This window comes from Pseudobdellovibrio sp. HCB154, from assembly GCF_046267985.1.
GTDB lineage: Bacteria > Bdellovibrionota > Bdellovibrionia > Bdellovibrionales > Bdellovibrionaceae > Pseudobdellovibrio.
In genome coordinates, this window is record NZ_CP176530.1 from 120,246 (window position 1) to 145,785 (window position 25,540).

At 39.9% G+C, this 25,540-nt stretch carries 25 protein-coding genes; 6 read left to right on the top strand and 19 right to left on the bottom strand.

Annotated elements, in window-relative coordinates:
- The first annotated feature begins 36 nt into the window (after window positions 1-36).
- Window positions 37-1,332, top strand: a complete 1,296-nt coding sequence (gene murD / locus ACKWCF_RS00635) for a UDP-N-acetylmuramoyl-L-alanine--D-glutamate ligase (protein ID WP_409478755.1) — start codon at window positions 37-39, stop codon at window positions 1,330-1,332.
- On the opposite strand, the gene ACKWCF_RS00640 is transcribed toward murD, so the two are convergent.
- From ACKWCF_RS00640 to ACKWCF_RS00685, 10 genes are all read right to left on the bottom strand, one after another.
- Window positions 1,313-3,115, bottom strand: a complete 1,803-nt coding sequence (locus tag ACKWCF_RS00640) for a hypothetical protein (protein ID WP_409478756.1) — start codon at window positions 3,113-3,115, stop codon at window positions 1,313-1,315. The genes murD and ACKWCF_RS00640 overlap by 20 nt on opposite strands.
- 26 nt (window positions 3,116-3,141) lie before the next feature.
- Window positions 3,142-3,576, bottom strand: coding sequence for a hypothetical protein (locus tag ACKWCF_RS00645; RefSeq protein WP_409478757.1), 435 nt, complete (start codon window positions 3,574-3,576; stop codon window positions 3,142-3,144).
- Window positions 3,577-3,594: 18 nt separating this feature from the next.
- Window positions 3,595-4,233, bottom strand: a complete 639-nt coding sequence (fsa, locus tag ACKWCF_RS00650) for a fructose-6-phosphate aldolase (protein ID WP_409478758.1) — start codon at window positions 4,231-4,233, stop codon at window positions 3,595-3,597.
- Window position 4,234: 1 nt separating this feature from the next.
- Window positions 4,235-4,969: a 4-hydroxy-tetrahydrodipicolinate reductase gene (locus tag ACKWCF_RS00655; RefSeq protein ID WP_409478759.1), complete on the bottom strand. Its 735-nt coding sequence runs from the start codon at window positions 4,967-4,969 to the stop codon at window positions 4,235-4,237.
- Window positions 4,969-5,862, bottom strand: a complete 894-nt coding sequence (dapA, locus tag ACKWCF_RS00660; protein WP_409478760.1) for a 4-hydroxy-tetrahydrodipicolinate synthase — start codon at window positions 5,860-5,862, stop codon at window positions 4,969-4,971. The genes ACKWCF_RS00655 and dapA overlap by 1 nt, the downstream gene beginning before the upstream one ends.
- Window positions 5,843-6,616: a diaminopimelate epimerase gene (gene dapF, locus ACKWCF_RS00665; RefSeq protein WP_409478761.1), complete on the bottom strand. Its 774-nt coding sequence runs from the start codon at window positions 6,614-6,616 to the stop codon at window positions 5,843-5,845. Before dapF ends, dapA begins: the two co-directional genes overlap by 20 nt.
- Before the next feature lie 3 nt (window positions 6,617-6,619).
- The gene (locus tag ACKWCF_RS00670) at window positions 6,620-6,805 is read right to left on the bottom strand and encodes a hypothetical protein (RefSeq protein ID WP_409478762.1); all 186 of its coding nucleotides are present in this window, start codon (window positions 6,803-6,805) and stop codon (window positions 6,620-6,622) included.
- Window positions 6,802-7,680, bottom strand: a complete 879-nt coding sequence (locus tag ACKWCF_RS00675) for a hypothetical protein (RefSeq protein WP_409478763.1) — start codon at window positions 7,678-7,680, stop codon at window positions 6,802-6,804. The genes ACKWCF_RS00670 and ACKWCF_RS00675 overlap by 4 nt, the downstream gene beginning before the upstream one ends.
- Window positions 7,680-8,252: a hypothetical protein gene (locus ACKWCF_RS00680; RefSeq protein WP_409478764.1), complete on the bottom strand. Its 573-nt coding sequence runs from the start codon at window positions 8,250-8,252 to the stop codon at window positions 7,680-7,682. Before ACKWCF_RS00680 ends, ACKWCF_RS00675 begins: the two co-directional genes overlap by 1 nt.
- 247 nt (window positions 8,253-8,499) lie before the next feature.
- Window positions 8,500-10,968 carry a DNA translocase FtsK gene (locus ACKWCF_RS00685; protein WP_409478765.1) on the bottom strand — a complete coding sequence of 823 codons (2,469 nt, stop codon included), beginning with the start codon at window positions 10,966-10,968 and terminating at the stop codon, window positions 8,500-8,502.
- Between the two features lie 122 nt (window positions 10,969-11,090).
- On the opposite strand from ACKWCF_RS00685, the gene ACKWCF_RS00690 reads away from it, so the two are divergent.
- From ACKWCF_RS00690 to dnaB, 3 genes are all read left to right on the top strand, one after another.
- Window positions 11,091-11,732, top strand: coding sequence for a radical SAM protein (locus tag ACKWCF_RS00690; protein WP_409478766.1), 642 nt, complete (start codon window positions 11,091-11,093; stop codon window positions 11,730-11,732).
- Between the two features lie 154 nt (window positions 11,733-11,886).
- Window positions 11,887-12,252, top strand: coding sequence for a helix-turn-helix domain-containing protein (locus ACKWCF_RS00695; protein WP_409478767.1), 366 nt, complete (start codon window positions 11,887-11,889; stop codon window positions 12,250-12,252).
- Window positions 12,253-12,372: 120 nt separating this feature from the next.
- Window positions 12,373-13,833 (top strand): replicative DNA helicase, encoded by a 1,461-nt coding sequence (dnaB, locus tag ACKWCF_RS00700; RefSeq protein WP_409478768.1) that lies wholly within the window; start codon window positions 12,373-12,375, stop codon window positions 13,831-13,833.
- Window positions 13,834-13,843: 10 nt separating this feature from the next.
- Here dnaB and ACKWCF_RS00705 read toward each other — a convergent pair whose 3' ends face one another.
- Window positions 13,844-14,362 carry a hypothetical protein gene (locus ACKWCF_RS00705; RefSeq protein ID WP_409478769.1) on the bottom strand — a complete coding sequence of 173 codons (519 nt, stop codon included), beginning with the start codon at window positions 14,360-14,362 and terminating at the stop codon, window positions 13,844-13,846.
- A 134-nt stretch (window positions 14,363-14,496) separates the two neighbouring features.
- Here ACKWCF_RS00705 and ACKWCF_RS00710 point away from each other — a divergent pair, with 134 nt between their 5' ends.
- Window positions 14,497-15,531 (top strand): MBL fold metallo-hydrolase, encoded by a 1,035-nt coding sequence (locus tag ACKWCF_RS00710; RefSeq protein WP_409478770.1) that lies wholly within the window; start codon window positions 14,497-14,499, stop codon window positions 15,529-15,531.
- Here ACKWCF_RS00710 and ACKWCF_RS00715 read toward each other — a convergent pair.
- Both ACKWCF_RS00715 and ACKWCF_RS00720 read right to left on the bottom strand, forming a co-directional pair.
- Window positions 15,497-16,201, bottom strand: a complete 705-nt coding sequence (locus ACKWCF_RS00715; protein WP_409478771.1) for an RluA family pseudouridine synthase — start codon at window positions 16,199-16,201, stop codon at window positions 15,497-15,499. The genes ACKWCF_RS00710 and ACKWCF_RS00715 overlap by 35 nt on opposite strands.
- Window position 16,202: 1 nt before the next feature.
- On the bottom strand, window positions 16,203-17,780 hold the full coding sequence (locus tag ACKWCF_RS00720) for a hypothetical protein (RefSeq protein ID WP_409478772.1): 1,578 nt from the start codon (window positions 17,778-17,780) through the stop codon (window positions 16,203-16,205).
- A 132-nt stretch (window positions 17,781-17,912) separates the two neighbouring features.
- Here ACKWCF_RS00720 and ACKWCF_RS00725 point away from each other — a divergent pair, with 132 nt between their 5' ends.
- Window positions 17,913-18,281 (top strand): hypothetical protein, encoded by a 369-nt coding sequence (locus tag ACKWCF_RS00725; protein WP_409478773.1) that lies wholly within the window; start codon window positions 17,913-17,915, stop codon window positions 18,279-18,281.
- A 2-nt stretch (window positions 18,282-18,283) separates the two neighbouring features.
- Here ACKWCF_RS00725 and ACKWCF_RS00730 read toward each other — a convergent pair whose 3' ends face one another.
- The 6 genes from ACKWCF_RS00730 to ACKWCF_RS00755 all read right to left on the bottom strand — a co-directional run bounded on the left by ACKWCF_RS00730 (window position 18,284) and on the right by ACKWCF_RS00755 (window position 25,538).
- Window positions 18,284-18,514 carry a hypothetical protein gene (locus tag ACKWCF_RS00730; RefSeq protein ID WP_409478774.1) on the bottom strand — a complete coding sequence of 77 codons (231 nt, stop codon included), beginning with the start codon at window positions 18,512-18,514 and terminating at the stop codon, window positions 18,284-18,286.
- 193 nt (window positions 18,515-18,707) lie between these two features.
- Entirely contained in the window at window positions 18,708-19,049 is a 342-nt protein-coding gene (locus ACKWCF_RS00735) for a hypothetical protein (RefSeq protein ID WP_409478775.1), read from the bottom strand.
- Between the two features lie 10 nt (window positions 19,050-19,059).
- A complete protein-coding gene (locus tag ACKWCF_RS00740) occupies window positions 19,060-20,748 on the bottom strand; it encodes a DUF6531 domain-containing protein (protein ID WP_409478776.1) in 1,689 nt (562 codons plus the stop codon).
- A 44-nt stretch (window positions 20,749-20,792) separates the two neighbouring features.
- Window positions 20,793-21,674 carry a type II secretion system F family protein gene (locus ACKWCF_RS00745; protein WP_409478777.1) on the bottom strand — a complete coding sequence of 294 codons (882 nt, stop codon included), beginning with the start codon at window positions 21,672-21,674 and terminating at the stop codon, window positions 20,793-20,795.
- 11 nt (window positions 21,675-21,685) lie between these two features.
- Window positions 21,686-23,911 carry an ATPase, T2SS/T4P/T4SS family gene (locus ACKWCF_RS00750; RefSeq protein WP_409478778.1) on the bottom strand — a complete coding sequence of 742 codons (2,226 nt, stop codon included), beginning with the start codon at window positions 23,909-23,911 and terminating at the stop codon, window positions 21,686-21,688.
- 22 nt (window positions 23,912-23,933) lie between these two features.
- Window positions 23,934-25,538, bottom strand: a complete 1,605-nt coding sequence (locus tag ACKWCF_RS00755; protein ID WP_409478779.1) for a hypothetical protein — start codon at window positions 25,536-25,538, stop codon at window positions 23,934-23,936.
- Window positions 25,539-25,540: the final 2 nt, after the last annotated feature.

Below are 25,540 nucleotides of genomic sequence, written 5' to 3' on the forward strand. Positions count from 1 at the left end.
GTCTGATTTAATGTCACGAAACGCAGGTAAGATTTTATGTCGCAAATTAAGCTAGAAAAATTTAAAAAACCTTTTGTCGTCGTTGGTCTAGGTAAATCCGGAATGGCGGCGGTACAGTTATTAAAAACCGCAGGCTTAAAAGCCGATGAAGTTTTGCTTTTCGACGAAAAAAAAGAAGGCGATCTAAAATCCTGGGAAGATATCGCAAAACTAAAGCCAGGAACTTTGGTTGTTTCGCCGGGTGTTCCACTAAAAGGCCCACATATTCAAAAATTAATGGCCTTAAACTGGAACATCACTTCTGAGATCACGTTGGCTTGTCAATTTTTAACCGATGAAAAGTTCATCGGTATTACAGGTTCTGTAGCAAAAAGCACGGTGACATCTTTGGTGGGCGCTGCGCTTAAAGCTGAAGATGCAAATGCTTTTGTCGGCGGAAATTTAGGTGTTCCTTTTTGTGAATATGCTTTGGGGTTACTCCAAGGTAAAACTAAAGCGCGTTATGGCGTTTTAGAGTTATCAAGCTATCAACTTGAAAACTGCAAAGACTTACAATTAGAAACTTCAGCGATTACTTTCTTATCGGCAAACCATTTAGAGCGTTATGCTTCGGCTGATGAATATTACATGACAAAATGTTTTATCGGTTCAATCACGCAAAAAGTCTGTGTGTTAAATGCTGCTTCTGAAGATAATGTAAAATACGCACCTCGTGTTCCGGGTAAAACATTATTAACTTCGTCTAAAGCTTTCACTAACCAAGATTTACTTAAAAAAGTAAAACTTTTAGGAGCGCACAATAAAGATAACTTCTGTGTGGCGTACGAATTAGTAAAAGCTATCGGATTATCTGATAAAGCTATTCAAGCGATGTGTGATTTTACGGGCCTTGAACACCGTATTGAATTTGTCGCTGAACATAAAGGCGTAGCCTATATCAACGACAGTAAAGCGACTGCGATGGATTCTGTTTTAGTAGCCGTTAAAGCAGCACAAGAAAAAGCTGGCGGCGGTTTAGTTTATTCACTTCTTGGTGGCAGAGATAAAAATCTTCCGTGGGAAGAATTACAAGTTTTAGCCAAAGAAAAACAAATTCAACCGATCTTCTTTGGCGCTTGCGGAGAATTAGCGCGTGCAAAAATGCAAATGTCAGAGCGCCCGTATTTTGCAAAATTAAATGACGCTTTAGATGATGTGTTTAAAAAAACTAAATCATCAGATGTTGTTTTACTTAGTCCGGGCGGCACAAGCTTAGATGAATTTAAAAATTTTGAAGAGCGCGGAAATTTCTTTAAAGAAAAAGTGAAAAACTTTATTCAGCAAAATGGCTAACAAATAAAACTGAAGGACGGCTGTAGAACACCGTTGAAAAGCTTCTTTCAGTTTTTTGATCTTGTAAGATTAACTCTTGAATACCTTGTTTTAAGTTAAACGCCACAAAACCGCCGCCGGCAGTTTGTTTCGGTACGATATTGCCTGCTTGGTCGAAATAAACGATATGAGCTGAATTAAAGTTTTCATCAGCTACGTGAACATCGAAGTAATTATTCGGTGTAAAACCAACAAACGTTGCAGTCTCTGGTTCAATCTGAATTTGTGATTGCGCCTGTACGTATTCTAAAAACGCCTCTTTAACTTGTGGTAAGTGGAGGTGGTCTTTTGAAAGATTTTGAATATACACGTAAGCTGCGTAATCGCGAATTAACGGGCGATTTACAACTTCAGTTAAACCGTATTGTGAATTATGGCGGTAACGTACTAATTCGCCTTCTAGGTTAATAATGTCTTTTTGGCCTGGAACAAATAATTCAGTCATGATTTGTTCGCCAGTGAATGAATCAAAACTTCTTGCAATCACTGATGTTGGAATCGCTGACGAATAGATTTCTTGGTAACTCACTGTATCTGTAGCGACTAAGAATTGCTGAGTTCCTAAACGGCGATCACCCATGTAAGCAGTGATTTCGTAAACACCTTCGTTTAAACCCGGAATAATAAAGTATCCGTTTTCAGACGAGTAGTTTTGCGATTGTTGAGGAATTAAAAATTGATCTAAGTAGTAAGGTTCAAGTCCCGGTTGATTTTCAATCATGATTTGAGCACCTTGAACCGGTTTACCATCGACAAGTATCCGGCCGATGATAATTCCCGTTTCAGGCAAATATTGAATTTGTAATTGTTCAGATAAATAATCAACAGCGCCTTCAACCCATTTACGTGAGAATAAAACAGTATCACTTCTATCTGCCGCTGAACGAACAGAAAGAGTTGAAGCTACAGCACCTGTTGAGTCTTTAACAAAAGACAGCGTTGACGAATGTCTCGCGACATTGGGATAGACGTCACTGGTTTTTTTTAGATCGAAATGACCAGAGAAGAAACTTGCTTGTAAGTTTTTATCAGACAATTTTCTTGAATCAACTGATCGGCCATTTAAGGCAAAAGCCGAAGGGCGGCCTAAACGTAATGTCGGACCTTCAAAGAAAGTGCCCGCACGTTTTAAGTTATAAATTTTTTGGCGATCTTCACCGATTAAAATTCCTGTGCGGTCTTTAACTTCAGCAACGATTTCACCTTCAAAAGCACCAACCGCGATTTGATAAAGACCTGCGCGTAAATCAACTTGGCCCACTTCGATTGATTGGCCTTCGAATACACGTTTTAAAACAACTAAGTGATCAACGATACCAACACCGTCTTTTAATTCAAAGTTACCGCGAATTACAGCCCCTTCAGACGTTTGTGTAAACGATGGAGTTACCGAAGATTGCGGTTGGGCATTTACTAAAGCTTGAATTTGGCGATCAGCTTCAGCGTGAAGTTCGGCTTTATCAATTTTGATTTCAGCCACTGAGGCAACAGCTGTAACTTCTGCAGTTGTTTCTGTTGAAAGTTGAACTGTGCGGTTTTGACTAGCCAACTCACGCAGTTGTTGTTGCTTAGTCATTTGCATATTCTTTTGAATAATCTGAGATTGTTGATAAAGGTTGTAAGCCGGAGTGTTACGCTCTTGAGTAATTGTTAATGGTTTTGTGACCATCACAATATTCGACTTTTCTATTTTCGGAGAATAGAGAAAAGTTAGCGGTAAAATAAAAGCCAGTAAGTAGGACAAATTCAGCACTCCTACTTATAGGATATTTAGAAGACCTCTTCGGCGTCAACGGCCTGATAAGTATCGAGACTTTTGTTAAGGGCGCGTTTGATTTCGATAGCACGCTTCATAGTTAGACTTTCGTCGATTCCCTGATCGACGAAAGTCATAGTTTCAAGGTCTAAGACCTCTCTTGTAACCTGGATGCTGATTTCATAGGGTCTGCGTGGCCCTAAGATCACGACCTTAGTGTAGTAGCGGGCTTTAATTTTTTTAGTTTCATCAAGATCTTCGAATTTACGATCATGAAAGCTAGACGTCAGTTCGCGGCCGTTAAGGCTGATGATGCGCGGCTTTCCGATGATCGCCGCCACAACTTTGCGCGTTTCTGGAACCGGAAGGTTCGAATCTTCAATATAAAAACCTGTCGTCTGACAGCCTGATAAGAAGATTAATAATAAAAACGCGCTTAAATATTTCACTCTTTAATATAATAGAGACTATTTTTTATTCCAGTCAGCTAAAAACATTTCGATGCCTTTAGATGTAAGTGGATGTCCAGTCATTGACTGCATAACTTTGTATGGAATAGTCGCGATATCGGCACCCATGATAGCGGCGTGCTGGATATGCATTGGCGATCTTACTGAAGCTACTAGAACTTCTGTTGTGAAATCGTAGTTTTGATACATTTGTACAACGTCAGCCACCATGCTCATACCATCAGTTCCGATATCATCTAAACGGCCTACGAATGGAGAAACCATAGTAGCACCTGCTTTAGCTGCTAATAAGGCTTGAACAACCGAGAACACTAACGTCACGTTCGTTTTGATTCCCATTGCCGTGAATTTTTTAACGGCGATCATACCGTCTTCACACATTGGAACTTTAACAACAACATTATCAGCCAATTTTGCTAACACTTGGCCTTCTTTAACCATTTCATCAGCTTTTAATGAAATAACTTCTGCTGAAACTGGGCCCGTTGTGATTTTACAGATTTCTTTGATCACTTCATGAAAATCGCGGCCTGATTTTGCGATTAATGATGGGTTTGTTGTAACACCATCAACCCAACCACGCTCGTTGGCCATTTTAATTTCGTTAACATCAGCTGAATCGATAAAGAATTTCATGTTACTTCTTTCCTTTAGAGGTTGGTTTCATTAAATCGTCCATAGAATATAAACCCGAAGGCTGTTTGACAATCCACTTTGCAGCTTTGAGTGCACCTTCAGCAAACACTGTACGATTTAAAGCATTGTGTTCTAGTTTAATCATTTCACTTTGCGACGCTGCAGTAATCGTATGAATACCAAAAACGCCACCTAAACGGTGTCCTACAGCTGGTGGAATTTTTTTACCCACGGCTTTTTCTAAATCTTTGTGTAAAGTCACCGCTGTGCCAGAAGGATTATCTTTTTTCTGGGTGTGGTGAATTTCTTCTAGAGCAAAATCAAAGTGTGAAATTGTAGAGAGTGCTTTGATGGCTTGGCGAACTGTCCAAAGACCTACACTCATGTTGGAAGCCCAAAAAACAGGGTTCTTTTTACTAGCAGCTTCTACTTTAGTAAATTGATTGCCTTCAAAGCCAGTTGTTCCGCTGATCAAAGGTTTTTTCGTTTGTTGAAGTAGCGGAAGTAAATCCATTAACCCTTCAGGGCGAGAAAAATCAATCCACACATCAACTTGCTTTAAAGTCGCCGCGGGAATTTTTTTTAAATCAGAGAAGCTTTCTTCAAAATCACCAGTGGGTTTACTACACACTTCAACAAGTGGAGAAAAATCGCTGTCGCTTTTTAGAAGCTGGCGAATCGCCACGCCCATTTTTCCTGTTGAACCAAAAAGACCAAGCTTAATTTTTTTAGCCATTATAATAATCCTAAAGATTGCATTTCAGCTGTGATCTCGGCGTGGAACTTATTATCTAATGTCACAAGCGGTAAACGCATTTCAGGAGATTTGATAATACCTTTTTTATAAAGCATCCATTTCACAGGAATTGGATTAGCCTCACAGTACATTTGACCGATTAATTTTAAATATTTTTTAAAGTCAGCTTCAGCTTCTGAAACTTTTCCGCTCATCATTAAATCTGTCCAACGAGAACATTCTTTAGTGATTAAATTCGACATCACAGAAATAATACCTTTACCACCTGACTTTAAAAAGTCGATGTAAGTTGGATCATCACCTGAAAGCATTAAAAAACTTTTTGGTACGCGAGCGATTAACTCTTGATCAAATTTAATATCGCCAGTGGCTTCTTTGATACCTAAAATATTTTTTACTTCAGCAAGTTCTGCGATTGTATCTACAGTCATGCCGGTGATTGTGCGGCCCGGAACGTTGTAAAGAATAACAGGAACTTCTGAATCTTTAGCCACGGCTTTAAAGTGTTCAACTAAACCACGTTGTGGGGGTTTGTTGTAGTAAGGCACAACGACTAGTGCGGCATTAGCACCTAACTCAGAAGCTTTTTTAGTTGTTTCCACAGTTTTAGCTGTTGAGTTTGAGCCTGTTCCTAAAATGATGGGAAAGTTCACACCAGCTTGAGCGCGAACCATAGAAAAGATTTTGCTCACTTCAGCAGAAGTTAAAGTCGGGCTTTCAGCAGTTGTTCCGTTAACAACAAAGCCCTTGATGCCGTTATCAAGTTGGTAAGCCACTAACTTTTCTAAAGAGGCGTAATCGACTTCGCCATTTAAAAAAGGTGTAACTAAAGCTGAGATAGCTCCGTTAAAATCAGTTGCTCTTTGTTGCATCGTATTCTCCTAATTGAACTGCAGATCCCGTCATTAAAGGGTTCTGCAAATCTGAAAGATTCATTTTAAGTAATCCGCCGGGCATTTCAACCAATGTTTCGTTTTGCCCGCGTTTGTTTAAGTTATAGTAGGCTGCAGCCATGGCCCCTGTGCCACAAGCTTCTGTGAAATCTTCAACACCACGTTCGTAAGATACGGCTTTCATTTTGTTCGCGGCGGTATCTAGTTGAACAAGGGTAACGTTTGTTCCACGCGGTTGAAAGTCAGCATGAAATCGAAGTTCACGGCAGTAAGATTTTAAATCACGGTATTTAGGGTACTCTGGAATTTCGATCACGATATGCGGAACACCTGTATCACACCAAAAATATTTAGGGTGAGAAAACTTTTGTACCGCGGTCATTTTAACTTCGAATAATTCTTTATCTAAAATTTTAATATCAATGGCACCGGCAATAGTTTGTAGTTTTAAATGATTACCTTCAACGTGCACGACATTTTTAGCGTAAAACGCTACACAGCGAGTGGCATTGCCACACATTTCGGCCATTGAACCATCATTATTGTAGAAATCCCATTGCAGGTGATGTTGGTTTTCATCAAGCCACGAAAGAAAAATAAAACCATCGGTTTTAGTTATTTCACACACGCTGCGAACAAATTTCGGACGATCAGAAATAGCTTTCGTCTCAGGAGATTCCCAAGTGACTGAAAAAGTATTTCCGGCACCAGAAAGTTGATGGGTGTGAATCATAAATTAATTACTTTTCTTCTTTTTAGCTGGAATTGTTTTAAGAGGTTGAACCGTCGTTGGTTGTGAAACTGCTTCGGCTTTTTCTTCGGTTGCAGCTAACGGTTCTTCGGGAAGTGGTGGCAAAGGCTTACCTTTAATACCACAAGAGCTTAAGACAAGAGTAAAAGCTAAAACAAAAAATAATTTCATTCCAAAGTCCTTCTGCAGAAATCAATGTCGAAAAAATACTTACGAGCTACTTCTGCTGAAACCGCTTCACATTTCTTTTTGTAAATTGTGACAACGTTGTATAAATTATCTAACGATTCTTCGCCGTAAGTATGGCGGTGAAGCTGGGCGCGCATGATAGTAATATCAATGTAATCCGGAGCTATTTGCTGAAGTTTATCTAGTGACTCTTTAGCTAGTAAATAGTTTTTTGCCAAAATCGAACGGTCAAATTCTAAGATCGCCGATAATAACTGCGCATCATAAAGTTCTGTTTTGCTATTAGGGTCTAATTGTAAACTGACAAATTCAGGTTGAGTTTTATCTAACGAAAGAATAAGAGGCTTAAGCTCTGGAACATCCATCGCTGCTGTTTTCATCTTTTCTAAAAACAAAGAATAGCGATTGTTCGATTTGCTGTTGGCTTTCGCTTCAGCCCATAAACACATAAATTGTTCAGGATCGATGGAAAGACATTTTTGTGTGTTCTTTAAAGAAACTTTGGCGTGATTTAAATACTGGCTTGAAGCTAATTCAAAAAAATCTTGAGCTTCTGATGATAAAAATGAACTCATCACAACAAGCTTTAATTGAATGATGGTTTTTTGTAATTCTGGGGCTAAATTTGTACGACTTAGCTCTTGAATGATTTCTAAAGCCTGCGGGCGTTGTTTTAATAATAAAAGAGATGTGATTTTCTTTTTGGCTTCTTCGATTTTCAGTTCTTGCGCTTTAACTTGTGTTTTAACCAAAGCGTTTTTATTGGGAACAGCTCCCCAAGATGGCGAAACAACGCTGGAAATAAAAAAAGCCGCGACAAGCGCGGCTTTTTCAAAAGATTGAAAAGAAATCGACATTAATTCTTTTTAAATGAAGTTAACTCGATTGTCACCTTTCCAAGTGGGCTGTCGCTCATAGACTTAGCCATACCGTTAACTGGAATATCACGGCCGTTTACCCATTGTTCAGTGATTTGACCGTTGTTACCGTTATCTTGGATTTTGATGTACATAGTGCGGAAAGTACCTGCTGGAACAGTTACTTGTGCTTCTTTTTGGTCGATAATTTCGTAGTTAGAAGCTGGAACTTGTTGTTCTTGGCCATCAACTAACATTTTTTTAGTTTCGCCAGTGTTCATATCGATTAAAGCTTCGATTTTTTGCTTTTGGATCAATAAGTTAACATCTTGAACTAACCAAGCTTCAGTTCTGTCAGCGTTGATTTCGCGTACGAACATTTTCATTGTGCCTGGTAAGAAACCCATAGTGATTTTGTAGTTGTTCTCGTCGCCAACATTCCATGGTAAACCTTGAGCTACTACATCTTGCATTACGGCTTTTTGGTTAGCGAATAAAACTTCGCCGATTGAATTAGCTTGCGCTACTGCTGATACAGCTAAAGTAGCTGCGATAATTAAAGACTTAAACATAAATCCTCCTTAAGGGTTAAAGTCATGATTATTTCGATGAATAATCACATCATGATCAAAGCGAGGATTACAAAAATTTTGTTTGTTTTTATGCGCGGGGTTATCAATTTAAGTTTTAATTTAAGAATCTGATCTCAAATGTATTGCGTTTTAAGTTTTTATTGAGGAAAAAACTCCCCCCCTTTAGAAGAAGGGTTCAAGGGACGCTTAGTCCCTTGTAGTTAAAAACGAAAGGATAAACGGATGTTTATCCTTGGTGGCTGGCAACCAGAACTGCACGTGGTTTACTGCCGTTGGCTGGGCCAACCACACCTTCACGTTCGAACACTTCAATTAAACGAGCGGCACGAGGGTAACCTAATTTAAAACGACGTTGGATTAATGAAGCAGAAATCGCTTTTTGCGTAGCTGCCCACGATAAGATCTCATCGTATTTTTCATCGTAGTCATCACCACCATCTAAATCGCCACCACCAAATTCAGCACCTTCACCGTTCATACCGGCAAAGCTTGATTGTGTCGGGCCACCTTCAAGGGCGCGCATTGCGATTGGGTCAAATTCAGGTTCACCTTGGTCAGCCCAGAATTTGGCAACCGCATTGATTTCATTTTCTTTTAAGAACGGGCCATGATGACGAGTCGATTTATCGGCCCCCGCTGAATACAACATATCACCTTGTGACAACAGGCGTTCTGCGCCTGATTCGTCTAAGATAATGCGCGAATCCATTTTCGAAGCCACGCGGAACGAAATACGCGCTGGAATATTTGTTTTAATTAAACCAGTTACAACATCTTTACGCGGCGACTGCATCGCGAGCATTAAATGCATACCGCAGGCACGTGCCATTTGCGCTAAACGCACGATACTTTGTTCAACGTTTTGTTTATCAACGGCCATTAAATCACCGAACTCCTCCACCGCGATCACGATGTAAGGTTGTGGTGTGTAATAGTATTGTTCTAGTTTAAGAATTCCACCTTGAGCTTCATACTCTTGGTTTACTTTTTCATGTTCAGCGATTTGGTCAGCTGTTAAGGCTTCCATTTTTTCATTGTACTGTTCGATGTTACGTGCGCCGAATTTAGACATCGACTTATAACGTTTTTCCATCTCTTTAACGGCCCAACGTAACGCGAACACGGCTTTTTTCGGTTCACGAATCGGCGGCATGATTAAGTGGGGAATATCACTAAATGCAGCAAGGTCGACTTGCTTAGGGTCAACTAAGATCATACGTAATGTCTTAGGAGAATGTTTAAACAAGAAACCAGTAATAGTAGAAACGGTAAATACCGATTTACCAGAACCCGTCGTACCGGCAATAAGCAAGTGTGGCATTTTGCGTAAATCAACGATACGTGGTTCACCGTTAGTTTGTTTTCCTAAAGCGATCGGAAGTTTAACATCGTCAGACCAGAATCTTTCATCACCTAATAAATCTTTTAAGTAAACTGTTTCACGTGTTGTATTTGAAGTTTCGATACCCACAACGTCACGGCCTGGAATCGGCGCGATAATACGAAGTGATTCAGCCGATAAAGCTAATGATAAGTCATCAGCTAAGTCAGAGACACGGTTTACACGCACATCAACGTTTGGTTTAAATTCAAACATCGTAACAACCGGGCCAGGTTTAGCAGCCACGATTTGCCCACCGACACCAAAGGTTTTTAATTTTTCTAAGGTGATATCGGCTTTTCTGCGAATTTCTTTTTCGTCGATTTTAATCCGCATTAAAGGAGGATCTTCTAATAACGATAATTTCGGCATTGACCAGTTTTCAACACGGCGAGGAGTTTTAACCGGAGCCACGACTTTACGGCGAGCCGGTGGTTCGTAAGAAGAAACTTGCACCGCTTCATCAGAAGTTTCATCGTTTTCTTCTTCATCCATCTCTTCATCATCTGCATCAGCGGCATTCATGCCGTTAACGGCATCTTCATCAATTTCTTGCTCTTCGTCTTCATCTTCTTCGATGAATTTTTCTTTTACTTTAGGCTGAGCAATTAAATTTTCAGCTACAGAAGATTCAACTTCTTGTTTTTTATTATCAGCTTTTTTCTCTTTAGCTTCTTTTGCAGTTTCTTTAGCTTTTTCTTTTTTCAAAGCTTTAAGTGTTGGCCACTCCCAACCAGACATAAAAGATGTTTTATCTAGTTTATTCCACCAAGCGAATAATTTCTCTAACGGGCGTTCAGCGGCTTCTTGAATACTGAATTCAAAGTAAAATACAAAAAGCACTAATGACATTGTCCAAAGAAAAATTTGCGCGCCAATTGAATTTAAAATTTTAATGAATCCCATTGAGATACCAAGGCCCACTAAGCCGCCTGGATAAATTTGGCCATCAAACATTTTTGTATTCGGCATGTAGATCGTAACCAAAGCTGCAGTGAAAGCGATAAGCGCTACTGCTAATAAATGACGGGCGTCTTTAAACTGAATTTTTTCTCCACGAAAACTTTCAATCGCGGCATGAAATAACCCTGCAATGCCCACCCAAATAGTGACTCCGAAAGCTTGATATAAAAGATCGGCGATAAAACTTCCTAAGATGCCGCAGTAATTTAAGGTATTTAAACCTTGTCCGGTCGAATTAAATGAAGGGTCTTTGGGGTTATAGCTCATTAATGCTAGGGCTAAAAACAAACCCAGGCCTAAAAAACCGATGGCGCGCACGTCTTGTTGGAATCTCTTGAAGAATGAATTCATAGTCCTTTTAGTGTAAATTCTATAAAGACTTGCCGCAAAGCCCCTGAAGTCTAGTCGTGGTTTATCCTTTAAAGCTATTCCTTGAGGGCTATCCAAAAGGCTGGTACTTAATAGCCTCTTTTATGCAGTTAAAGATCAATGAAATTTTTTACTCAATTCAAGGGGAAACCAGCTACGCCGGGCTTCCTACGGTATTTATCAGAACGACCGCCTGTAACCTTCGCTGTACGTATTGCGATACCAAGTATTCGTATTATGAGGGCGAATATATGTCGTTTGAAAAAATTTTAGAGATCGTCAAGGGCTATGGCGCCGAATATATATGTATTACTGGCGGGGAACCCCTACTGCAAAAGGATATCCACAAACTAATCCACATTTTGTGTGATGCGGGATACAAAGTTTCGTTAGAAACAAGCGGCTCAAAATCAATTAAAGAGGTCGATCCGCGCGTTAAAGTTATTTTAGATGTAAAGACTCCAAACTCCGGAGCAGCAAATAGTTTTCTATTGGAAAACATCGATTTCTCGAGTGAAACAACAGAATATAAGTTTGTTATTTGTGACCAAGAAGATTTGGACTGGTCAGAAAATTTTTGCCGTCAACATGATTTATCAAAAAAATTTACAGTGCTTTTTAGCCCTTCCCACGGCCAAGTTACTGAACAGTGGTTAGCCGAAAGAATTTTGCAAAAAAAGTTAAAAGTTAGGTTGCATTTGCAGCAACATAAGTATATTTGGTTACCCACAACTCGCGGTGTTTAGAAAAACATCATTAATTTAAAACCTACGGTATCTCTATCTATACCTATATGTAAGGTGCATATAGCGTCGCACGGCAGTGCGATCATAGAATAGTGTTACTGTTACTAAATCAGCGTAAAGCTGCTACACGGACTACAACGAAAGAGGGAGTTCCATGACGCCAAATCTGAACAATTCAGAAAACCTTTTTGTCGCAAATCTTCAACAAGTTAGCTTAGAGAAGCTTGTAAAAAGCAAACTTGAAGTATTATTCCAACAACAAAAAGAAGCACAAGTTGAGTTAAACGGTTTATACAATATCGTTTTAGAACAAGTTGAGCGTCCATTAATCGAACTAGCTCTTAAAGCATACAACGGTAACCAAGTAAAAACGGCGTTAATGTTAGGTATCAACCGTAACACTCTTAAGAAAAAAATCGACAACTACAAATTAAAACCTAAAAAAGGTGCTGCTGCTCAAGTAGCTACTGGCATGGTAGTTCCTCAAACTATCGAAACTGCGCCAGTTTTAACTCAGTAATTTCTACTGAATTATAATTCTCATTCAAATTAAAATTTGATACGAAACATTAGACATCGACAGACCTAAAGTCCTCGATGTCTAATAGTTTTAGGGGTCTTAAAGAGGGGAAAATTTAAGATGCAAATGGATCGCAACTCATTCAAAAAACAACCAGAGCAACTAGTTAACAAAATTCCTCCTCAACATCTTGAGGCAGAGTATTCTGTTCTTGGTGGTTTGATGTTGGATAGCGAAGCTCTTGATGAAGTAGCAGATCGCATCACCTTCGGTGACTTTTATACCCCTGCTCACCAAACTATTTATCAAACAATTGTAGATCTGAACCAAAAAGCACAACCCGTTGATTTAGTGACGGTGACGAATGCTTTGATTGCGAAAAATCAATTAGAGCAAATCGGTGGATCTCAGTATTTATTAAGCTTATTAGAAAAAGTTGTATCAGCAGCGAATATCGAAGCGCATGCCGATATCATTAAAGACAAATCGAAACTTCGTCAGTTAATTTCAACTTCTACTCATATTATCGAAAAAGCTTTCAGTAGTGACTTCGATTCTGTGGCTTCACTTATCGATTTTGCTGAAGCTGAAATGTTAAAAGTTGGCGAAGATAACTCATCAGGTGGTTTAACGAGTTCGAATGAAATCGTGACTGCTTCGATCAAAAAAATCGAAGAGTTATACCAACGTAAATTAGATGTAACCGGCGTTCCGACTGGTTTTACTGAATTAGATAAAATGACGGCCGGATTTCATCCAGGCGAGTTAATCATTATTGCTGCCCGTCCATCGATGGGTAAAACCGCTTTCTCTCTGAACGTAGCTTCGCATATGGCGCTTCGTGCAGGTAAGTCGGTGGCTTACTTCTCTGTCGAGATGGGTAAAGAATCATTAATGATGCGTCTTCTTGCCGGTGAATCTCGTATTTCAATGAATGAGTTACGTACAGGTCGTATTCAAGATGCGTCTTGGCCGAAACTTATCCAAGCGGCAGGTACTTTATCAGAATCTAAATTCTTCATCGATGACACTTCGGGGATTTCACCATTCGAGATCCGCGCAAGATGCCGTCGTTTAAAAGCACAACACGGTTTAGACTGCATCATGATCGACTACTTACAGATCATGCAGTTAAAAGAGAAAAAAGTTGATAACCGTGAGCGTGAGATCTCTGAAATTTCTCGTAGCTTAAAAGCGATCGCCAAAGAGTTACAAGTTCCAGTGATTGCCTTAGCTCAGTTAAATCGTGGCGTTGAGGGTCGTGCTGACCGTCGTCCGATGTCTTCAGATTTACGTGAATCAGGATCGATCGAACAAGATGCCGACGTTATCATGATGTTATATCGTGATGACTACTACGACCGTGATGATGCCGATAAACAAGGTCACGCCGAAGTAATTATCGGTAAACAGCGTAACGGTGCCACAGGTACAGTGAAAATGCGTTTCGATGCGAAAACGAATAAATTCCGCGATGCAGATCCGGAAGCGATTTCGCCATTACCGCCACCACAAGCTCCGCCGCCAATGCCAGGTCAATTCGGTAAACCGAAAAACTTTGCACCAGGTGCGAATAAGTAATTTTAAAATTTTAGTTCGGTGTGTTTGCTGATTTAATTTGGCTGACTTGCTCTTCAGTTAATTCCGGTAAGAACTGGGCGATATCGCGTAAGTTTGTACAACGAATATTAATGCGGCCTTGTTTGTCTTGAACGATTGATCCGTCAGCGCGATAAACCGGAGAAAATTTAAAAGCTTGGTAATACTCTTTACCTTGAATTTCTTCTGATAGGGCAAACCAGCTTTTGGCTTTTGGCAAATGACTTAAAAATACTAAATGACCGTGAATCGTAATTTGTCCGTTAGGAGCTGTGGTTTTACCGATAAATTTATGTTTGAATGTCGCACCATCAATATATGAAAAACTAATGCCGGGTGAACTATCTTCTAAAACAACGCCACCTACTTTTAAGTTAGCTTTGGCTGTTGAACAAACTAAAGCTCCGCGTGACATAGCTGCTTGAACAGCTGCATTGGGTACGGCCGTTGGTTGTTGTTGAGCTTGTGCGTTTAACGTAACTAAAATTAAACCTAAAAGTAACTGTCTCATTTTAAGACCTCACGGTTAAAGTTTGTTACTTTAAGTATTTGCAAGCCATAGACCTATTAAAGCGAACTAATGCCTTCACAGTGTATCAAAAATAGAAGGCGACAGTTTTCGTAAGTCACGCTAGCGTATTTAGGATGAAGTTAAGTAAGACCTTATTAAGCCTAAGCTGTTTATTGGTGGTAACCATTGCTGCCTGTGCCATGAAAAGTAAATATCCGATCACGGATCACTTTGACGGAAAAAAATTCTACCATGCCGGGCTTGAGAGTGATCATAGCTTATGGTCGGTTTTTAAGTGGGCGGTTTCCCGTCCTGATTTAAACTTTCCTGAATGGCTAGAAAATAAATTTAAACCACAACTTCCGCAGAAACTTGAAGAAAAAAAAGTAGCAGCGACATTTATTAATCATTCTACTTTTTTACTACAGACGAAAAATTTTAATTTTCTAACAGATCCAATCTGGTCAAAAAGAACAAGCCCGGTTTCTTTTTTGGGACCCAAGCGTTTTCGTGATCCGGGAATGAAAATAGAAGAGCTTCCACCAATTCACTTTGTGGTTCTTTCACATAATCACTATGATCATTTTGATTTGCAGACGATCAAAGATCTTCACCAAAAGTTTAAGCCGGTTTTTATTATGGCTTTAGGCAATTCAAAGTTAATAGCAGATATCAAAGATATTCAGGTGGTAGAACTGGATTGGTGGCAATCTCACACTGTGCCTAACAACGGTTCAAAAGCGAAAATTACCCTAGTACCGGCACAGCATTGGTCAGCACGCGGGCTTACCGATCAGCGTGAAGCCTTGTGGGGCGGCTACGTGATCGAATCTGATTCAGCAAAAATATATTTTGCCGGTGATACAGGCTACAATGAAGGAATTTTTACAACGATCGCCGATACGTTTAAAGAGCCAGATCTAGCATTACTTCCGATCGGAGCTTATGAGCCTCGCTGGTTTATGAAAAATAATCACATAAATCCTGAAGAATCGGTGCAGATTCACCTGACACTGAAGCCAAAAATAAGTGTGGCCATGCACTACGGGGCATTTCGATTATCGGATGAAGATTTTGGCCAACCTGAAAAAGATTTAGCAACGGCAAAAAAGAATTCTCGTGTAGAAAATTTTGTTACCCTTGAGGTAGGTGAGACAAAAGTTTTTTAAAATCGGCCGGTAGTGGAGCTTCCACGTTCGTTTGCACTTTTGTAATTGGGTGTGGAAAATTCAGTTGAAAAGCGTGAAGCATTAAACGAGGTACATCGCTGCTTTTTCCGCCGTAAATATTATCACCTAAAATAGAGCGGTAACTTTCTTGTAAGTGCTGGCGAATCTGGTGAGTGCGCCCGGTTTTAGGTGTGCACTGGATATAGTGAAACTTTTCAGTCGTATCAATGATCTTAAAATGAGTTTCTGCGGGCCAACCGCCACTTTTAACAGAAATCATTCTGGTTTTTTTACCCAGACCCTTAGCCGGTGCCATGAAATTTTTAATAATCCATTCGCTTTGATCAGCTTGCAATTGTTCACACTGCACTTTTTTACCGGCGTCTAAAGGATTAGGGCGGCTTAAGCAGTGATAAATTTTTTGAAAGCTGTGCGCTTTAAACATTTCAGTCAGCGGATGATTCGCAATTTTAGCTTTGCTCAGCAAAAACACGCCTGAAGTTTCATAATCTAAACGGTGATGTAAATACAAAGTGCCTTTAAGATCGGGGCGAATTTCTTGCAGCTGTTCCATGACCGGCTTGCGGTCTTTATTAAACGAAGGCTGCGACAGAACCATCGCAGGCTTATTTACACAGATAATAAATTCGTCTTCAAAAAGAATTTGCATGCTAGAAAAGGTATTCGATACCCACTAGGTATGTCGATACTTTTTCGTCTAAAGAGCGTGATGGCGGATTTTTAGCGCCAGTGCCCGAGAAGCTTGTTTGCACGTTAGTAAAGCTTAATACACCCTTAATATTGATATTTGTTGTGTATTGGTAAGTTCCAAGCACATCAAACTGATTAAATGAAGGTGAAGCGCCACCAGAACCCACAGGCTTTTCAGTAAACTTATCAAAAAGTAAAAACTTAGCCTGAGCGCCTAAAGCCACATCATTTTTAAGTGTGACCGGAAACATACCGCCCACGGTTAAGTCATAGCCTGTTAAATCAAATGACGTGAATGCTGTTGGCGTTGAATCTGAAACACGTACGCTGTGAGTGTAATAACCAAGACTTGCAAAAATTTGTGGGCCCCAGAAATTACCGTCGATTAAATATTTATAACCAAACGACAGATCCATTTTATTTAAAGTGTAATTTAGTTTACTTGGTGATGAACCCCCTAACTCGTTATCTACTTTAAAGCTTGTTTGTTGTAATTGTAACTCCGCGAAATATTCTGGGGTGATCCAAAGTTCTGTCGCTAAATCAAAAGTTAAAGCTGTCGATTTATCTGCTTCTAAACTTGTGCCGTTCACTAAAAGCACATTATCAGAAAAATCAGTCACGCCACCCATGATAGAAATTTTTCCGTATTGTGGTGTCGGAGCTGGTAACCATTCAACCGGATCTTTTTCACCAGGCATCACATTCGCTAATGAAGGTGAACCTTGCGGGGCATATCTTACACCATCAAGAGGTAACACTTTACTGCCGCGTTCGATCACACCGTTTTCTTTTTCAAAAGTGATTTCACCAAAGCTTGAGTCGGCTTCAACTTGGGTCAGAGACACCCGTCCGATAATTTCTTTTTCAACACTTGTCATGAATTTTAATTTCGGGTGACGGTTGATTTTTAAGATTTGTGCGATTGTGATAACATCGCCGTTTTTAATTCCGGCTTTGTTGCCGATATTTACAGTGACCGTGTTGCCACTGCGGCTAGTGATGTAACCGCTGTAGGGAAGACGTGATTTTAATGTCGCATACATTTTTGTGATGACTTCGTTCACACGTACAATTTCAAATAATTTGGCATCTTGAAATTCTTCACGCACTAAAAGCTTTCCACCATCGCGGGTGTAGAAGTTCATCTGAATACTTAAACCTTGTGGGCCTTTAATTAAAAAGCAGGTAATAACAGCATCAGCTTGTGATTGTTCTAAAGCTTGCAGAGTTAACTGTGAATCTTCGTCAAACTCATCAACACGCAGATCTTTTTTAGGGGATACGAATTCAGTTAAAGCCCATAAATAATCTTCTTTGATAAGATTATTTAAATGATCTTCAACAGATTTTTTATAGATGTTATTTGAGTTATCGTAAACCGGAGCTACCGTTACCGCTTTAATCACCAAAGCTTGATCGGTCGGACTTGTATATTTTGTTGGAAACGGAGTTTTACTTTTTAGATTGGTCGTTTGCGCAAAAGCTGAAAGACCAAAAAACAAAAAACACAAAGCTGACAGTCTGATGATGTTCATAACTTTATTGTCTAACGAAAGGGGTACACCCTGCAAGCTTAGGGCTATGCTTTTGGCCAGCTGAAAGCAGAATGTAGTTCGTCTTTGAATTATCATTCTATAAACTAGAAATAGGACATCGAGGTAGCCAACATGGATGAGTTCAAATTTGTTCTTAAATGCTTATTAATTTCTTGTGTAATCGTTATTTTTTCGCAGACCAGAATTTCGGGTGAAACTTTAGAAAACAAAGCTTTTATCTTTTTTAAACACTCGGATACAGCTCACTGGGTTCGCGCTGCTGCCGATGGTGGTGTAAAGTTAATTCGTGAAGGTGTTAATAAGACGCAAAACTTTATTTCGGATAAATTTGGAAATGGTTCTAGCTCTGAAGAAGCTCCTCAGCAGCAGGCTTCTAGCAATACGGGATTATTTCGTAAGTTAGAAAAAAAAGAATCCCAGCAGTTGGGGGAGACTGCTGAGCCTGAAATTAATGAAGACGATTTAGCTATCGAAGAATAATCTTAGTTAGCTGAGTTACCTGGTTTAGATAAGCTTGGTCTGCTCGTATTAGCTTTTGCTAACATTTGAGCGTAAAAGTTAGATTTCTTATCATCACGAGATACTTGTTTAGTAAAAAGTTTTCCGCACGGTAAAACGATTGGCGCTTCAGATGCTGATCCTGGCGTTGATAAAGCCATTGAGATTGAAGAAAATAATAAACCAGCTGCAAGTGCGATAATTGATTTTTTCATATGAGCCTCTCTTTTTTAAAGCGTTCGTTATATAAGTCTATATAGCGAACCGAATGCCAAGAATGACATTTCTGATCAATAAAAAATCCCCTGTGATTTCAGGGGATTAGAAAGGTCGTCTCATTATGAGAACGACTAAACTTTTGACAGCTGTTAAGCCAGAAAAGAGGTTGGTCAATAAAGACCGAATCTATTAGTTACCAGTGCCTACAGGCTCGCTTGAGCTAGAACCACCTGTAGTTGCGCCTGCACCGATTGTTTGTTTCACACCGGGACCAGCACGGCGAGCTGCTGAAGATAAGATAACGTTTCCAGATGTTTGGCAGCCCATGCACGTTTTAACTTGAGAAGCGCCAGCACCTAAAACAGTTACACCTGATTGGTTTTCAGTGACAACGTCTTGGCCATCGCCATTACGTTCAGGGCCTGTAGCTGCTACGCGACCCGCTGGAAAAGCGTCTTCAGCCATGGCTTGAGTTGAAAAAGTCATTACCGAGAACAAAACGATCATTACTAAAGAGATAATTTGTTTCATCGTAAAGCTCCTATAAGTATAATTCTTGTGTTGCTGGGGCAATCACATCTAACAAGTTATTAAAAGTGCTGGCAACCTGTGACGCTACGGCCGCGCCATCAGCGCTGTCTACTTTAGCGATATCGCCATTTGATTTATAAGAGACCTTAATCGAACCTAAACCCGGGCGAGTCACAGTTTGTGGTTTACCAAAACGTTCTTCGTAATCAATCTTAACCACTTTCTTAGCTTGGTCAGTGATTGATTGAATGCGGCCTTTCATATCGTAAGTCATATTGATTTTTTGACCGTCACTGTTTTCAGCGTAAGTTAAGTTGCCTTTAGTATCGTATTTAAAAGCTGTTGTACGAATTGTTGTGGCTTTACCTTTTTCATTGATAAAGCTTGTTTTAACAGTTGATACACGTTTGATTGTTGGATCATAAGTGTATTCTAGTTTTGAACTGGCTGTTGTTTTAGTTTTAGGTAAACCATCAGCGAAGTATTCAAAGTCAACGCGGTCATTATTGATTTTAATTGTTACCGGCTTACCAAAAGTATCGTGGTAAGTAATATCGCGGATTGAACCATTCACGTTTGTTAATAAACGCGATAACACCACTTGGCCTGTAGGCAATTGTTTGTGCCAGAATTCATAACGGTTAGTTGCTAAAGTTTGTTTACCGCAAACTTTAGTTGCTGTTGACCAGTAGTTGAATTTTGGATTTGAAGTAGAAAATTCGTATTTATACGATTCAGTACATTTATCACGGTCAGTAAAAGATAATACCCAGTCTTTTACGTTATCGTATTTGATTGCGATAGATGTTTTATCTGGCCAGTTAGCTTTAGTTAAGTTGTGAAATTCGTTGTACTCGTAAGTGTATACATCAGTTTCTTTTTTCGCCCAGGCATTACGATTCCAAACTAAATCTTCTTGCTGGTTGTATTTGTACTCTGTCATTAAGCCACTTGGGCCAGTGATGCGTTGTACTTTTTTATTTGGAAAGTATTTGAATGTTAACTTACGGGCGTTGTTGTCTGTGATTTCTGTTAATAGATCTTTTTGGTATTCAAATTTTAAAAAATTACCGTTTTTATCGTACATGTGAGTTAAGCGGCCTTCGCCGTCAAAACGTTGCATACTGCCATCTGGTAAAGTACGCGTGTAAACACCTTTAGCAAAAACTACGTTTTCAACTTCTTTAGCATTAGCGCTGTATTTAGTGCCTTCTTTAACCGGAACAATAATTCCGAATTGGCGGGCATACTGCGAACGTAATTCTGAATCATCGTAAAGTTGCGCTTCGATATTTTTCCAGTAGTCGGCTGTATTCGAACTGAATTTTTTATCAGAGCGCATTTTTGAAATGATTTGTTTGATTGAAGACTCAACATCTTTTTTTGTTAATTCTCGTGATGAGTAAACGATCTCTTGACCGTCACCGCATTCAGAAATTTTAAGATTGCCTTCAGGAGTGGTTTCTAATTTAGTTTCAAATTCAGAGCACCACCCGAAACCGAATAGACCGTTGTAAATCGTACGGCTTTTGTAAGCACGAAGTACACGCATATCATAACCAGTTCCTGGAACTTCTAAATCTGTCCAAGTATTGGAATAACCCGCATTGTTCATATCAACTAAAGCTTGCGCTTTATCAGATAAAATTAAAGTCGCAAAAGTCGCAGTGACCGCAAGAAGAACGTTCCATGTCTTCATAATAAGTAACCTCGTATGTCTAGATGGGCCTTATCCGTAAGGCTCTACACTTTTATTGTAACAACTTTTTTGATTACGATTCCACCAATGATTTGTAAGACTAGCATAATGGCGAGCATGCCGATGCCTAGGGCGGTTTCGAACATAGGCTTGATGAAAGACGGGTCTAGGATAAAGAAGATGATACCCATTACAAATGGGATACAAGAAACGATAATTCCCTGCATGATGCCTTGGGCTGTCATGGCAGAAATTTTCTTTTCTAATTTTTGGCGTTCACGAATTGTCGAGACTATGGTCTGGAAAGTTTCAGCCATATTACCGCCAGTTTCTTTTAAAATCACAACGGCAGTTACAAACATTTGTACGTCAGGACGCGGAATGCGTTCAGCTAAATCGGTTAAGGCTTCTTCGTAACTTTGACCGAATTGTGTTTGCGTGAGGACCTGATTAAATTCAGCTCTAACCGGGTTTCCCATGATTTCAACCACGCGAGCCATGGTCTGCTGCGGGTTTGAGCCTGATTTTACACCATTGGCCATAATAGTTAAGGCATCAACCATTTGTCCAACGAAGGCGTTACAGCGGCGCTCATATAAAGTTTTATAAAAAATAGGTAAAACTTGAAAACCTGCAATACCTACTGAGGTTCCTAAGAACAAACCGATTGCGGTATTTGGCCAAACAAGCATAAAAAATAAAAGTCCCACACCAAGGCTTGAAAGAAGTTGCAGACGAATAACTTTTTTCTCGTCTACATCCATTCCTAAAAGTTTCATGTGCATCATGATTTCAGATTTTTTTTGTGCGCCACTTTTGCTGATGCGGTTTAATATAGTATCGGCGTACATGTACACAGCAAAAAAGACAGAGATTCCAAATAATGGAAAAACTAACCATTCATGTCTGAAAACACTTAAGTCCATACTTTACTCCACTATCCCGCTTTTTTCGGTGGTGTAGTTGGCGTACCTGTTGAAGTTCCTGGTGTTCCAGGTTTCGCAGCTGCAGCAGGAGCCGCTGCCGGAGCAGCTTTCGGAGCTTCATTCGAAAAGATTTCCATCGGGATATTGCCACCCTTATCTTTAATCTCTTGTACGAATGAAGGAACCGTACCTGTTGCTTGGAATTGCCCGATAATTTTTCTGTTCTTATCGTAACCAGTTTCTTTAAATCTAAAAATCTCAGCTAACGTTACAACGTCACCTTGCATACCCACAACTTCAGTGATGCTGATGATTTTACGAGAACCATCTGAAAGACGAACGATCTGTACGATTAAATCTACAGCGCCTGCGATCTGTTCACGAATCGCGCGCATTGGCAAATCTAATCCTGACATCATAACTAATGTTTCTAAACGGGCGATACATTCACGAGGTGAGTTGGCATGTGTTGTTGTCATCGAGCCATCATGACCTGTGTTCATCGCTTGAAGCATATCAAGAGCTGCACCGTCACGCGTTTCTCCCACCACAATACGGTCAGGACGCATACGTAACGCATTCTTAATTAAGTCACGGATGGTAACGGCGTTTGTTCCTTCCATTGAAGGAGGACGAGTCTCTAAACGCACCACGTGCTCTTGCATAAGTTGAAGCTCGGCGGCATCTTCCACTGTGATTACACGTTCGTGTGCTGGAATCCACGATGAAATCATATTTAATAAAGAGGTTTTACCGGAACCGGTACCACCACTGATCACAACGTTGTAACCGTACTCAACAGAAATACGCATGAACTCTAACATGTTCTTCGTAGCACTTCCGAATTCGATATACTTCTCAGGATTGATACCACCTTTTTTGAACTTACGAATTGTTAACGCTGGTCCATCAAGTGCGAGAGGCTCGATCACCGCATTCACACGCGATCCATCTTTTAAACGCGCATCTACATATGGAGTGGCATTATTAATCTGACGGCCAAGCGGTGTTACGATACGCTCGATAATACGGCGTAAGTGATCATTTGAAGTAAATTTAATTCCGCTTAACTGAACCTTACCACCTTTTTCGACGAAGATTCTATTGGCGCCATTCACCATGATCTCTGAAATCGCTGGATCAGCTAACATATCTTCTAAGGGGCCTAGGCCTAAAGCTTCTTCTAAAACTTCTTTAGTTAATTTTTGACGATCTTCACGCGATAAATCCGGAGCTTCTTTATCCACTATCCCCGAAATATCACGCTGAGTTTTATTACGTAATTCTTTTTCTTTACTTTCACCTTCGTTGGCTTCAGCTAAGATCTTTTTCAAATCAATTGTTCTGATTAACTCAGAGTGCACGCGAAGTTTAGTGACAATCCAAGGGTCCATGCCTTTGGCAACTTCAGGAGCTGGTGCACCAGGGGCACCGCCCGGAGCTGCTGCCGGAGGCGTGGGCTTTGGTTTTTGCATGCTCTTAAGACGTTGTAATGTTCCGCCAGATAATTTTCTAACGAAATCAAAGTACGCCGAAGAAATCGGAGCTTTAGGATTTGCAATAACAAACGGTTTTGATTGTGAAATCGAAGCCATCGTTGTGTTTTCATCAGATGGAATCATCGCCATCGGAGATAAAGCTAAATGCTGCGCGATCATTTGTGGTTGTAAACCATTTGGCCCAACCTTATTTAAAACTAATTGAAACATTTCACGTGGAATTGATTGCGTCATCAATTCGTTGATCATTCTTTGCGTTTGCTGCACTACTAAAATTTCAGGTGTTGAAACTAATGCAATAGCCGTGGCATCGGCTAAAATCGTATTTTGCATCGGTCCTAAATCATTACCACAATCGACAACGATAAATTTAAAACTACGTGAAAAGAATTCGATAAGTTTTGCTAAATTATCTGGAGCAACACTTAAAATTTCTTCTGGCCCACGAACTGCACCTAAATATGAAAAACCTGCAGGATGTTGAGTCACGATCTGTTGAATTGGAGTAGAATTCAACGACTGTGTTGTTGTAGCAAGTTCACGTAAAGTTTTGATCGGTTTTAAACCAGTAATAATGTTTTGATCGCCCACAGATTTAGTGTCGCAATCAATTAAAAGAACCGGAGTTCTAAGCTCAGCGGTGATTGCGGCAGTTAAATTGGCAGCAAATACGGATTTACCGACGCCACCTTTTCCGCCAACCACAGCGATTAATGCACAGTTTGAATTTATGGCCACAAATACTCCTTTTGGGCTATATCTAATCTTTAAATCTAAATTTCTTTTTCACTTGTTCTACGCCGGCACTAGCTGATGATTTGATAATTGGCGTGATGAACAAGACATAGTTGCTTGAATTTTTTGTAAAACCTTTTCCGTGGTTTAAAGTGACAATTGCACCGGCGCCAGTAGGACCACCGAATTGATTTTCACTTTTCTTAGAAATAATTCCGGCAATGGCCGCACTTTGACGGCTGCGCACAGAAACCATTGTGGCCACTTTTGTATCGGCAGAGAACATTAAACCTTGCTGACCACCCGGGGCAGCTATGGTATTTACCTCAAGACCCATTTGAACTAATTCAGAACGCTCTGACTTGATTTGAGGTTTTTTTACAGAAAGCTTTAAAGTAAATGTTTGTGCATTCGCAGACTGAGGATTTGTTGTCGAAGTTGTTCCGTTATTGACGTTAAATGTACGCGCTAAACCTGATTCTTCTGTTTTGTCTTGAGTTAATAATGATGCTGTATCTAATAAACGAATATAACCGTGCGTTCTGGCCCAGTTTAATTTTGGAAGCAAGTTGTCCACAACAGCAGCTAATTCAGAGATACTTCCTGGAGCATTAGCTTGGCCTTGTGTTTGTGCTTCGCCTAAACCACGTAAAGACGGCGAGAATGTAAAGTTGAAACTTTTCATGTAACGTTCAGCATATTCAACCACGTGCATAACCACTTGGATCATTTTTGGTGGTGGTTCAGTTTTTTCTTCAGCTCTACGTACTTGGATTAAATTGATCACGTAGGCGCCGATATCTGTTTGTGGTTTACGATCGATCAATTTTACACTTGTCGCTAGTGCGCCTTCAAAGCCTGTGTCTTGCACGATGTCTGGTAAATACAACAACACCACATCATTGATGCGGTTTTTTTCTTCGATGGAATTAACGTAACCTTCAAGCTTAATAAAATCACCGATTGAAGTAACTGTGATTTCAGGATTATTAATATCTCGGGCAATATATTCTACGATCTTTTTCTTAGCGAGTGGGCTTAAGCCAACAAGGCTGACTGCGTTTGGCATGAATTGAGTTACAACCTGACCAACACGCTTTAAATCCTTAGGCAGTAATACAAAGCCATCAAGAATAATTTTTCCGTTTACAATTTTATACTCAATACCTTCGATATCATTGAGAAGGGCTTGAATTTCACGTAAGGATTTTTCAATGGATTGATCGCGAATATCTACGCGTAGCTCAACTAAAATCTGACCGGTTTTTTTGTTGTGAATAGTTACGATACCGTTACCAACTTTTGTAGGTAAAACACGGAAAGTGTCAGTGCCTTTAATACGTTGCATATCGATTAATTCAACGCCGCCACCTTTATATGTTAAAGGAATTTCTGGAATAGAAATTTCTTCATCATGTTTCATACCGGCGATAAGATTTAATTGTCTTCTGATTCGGCGTTTATTAGGTTCGCCTTTTAAAAGCTTAACGTTAGTGCCGCCACCTTCTTCGACTTCTTCGTAGACAGGTTTTTCTTCAGGAGTTGAAGGCGCAGAACTTTGTGCATTTACGAATTGAAATGCAAAACATAAAATAAAAAGTAAACGTAACCCTACGCGTTTTTTCAACATCC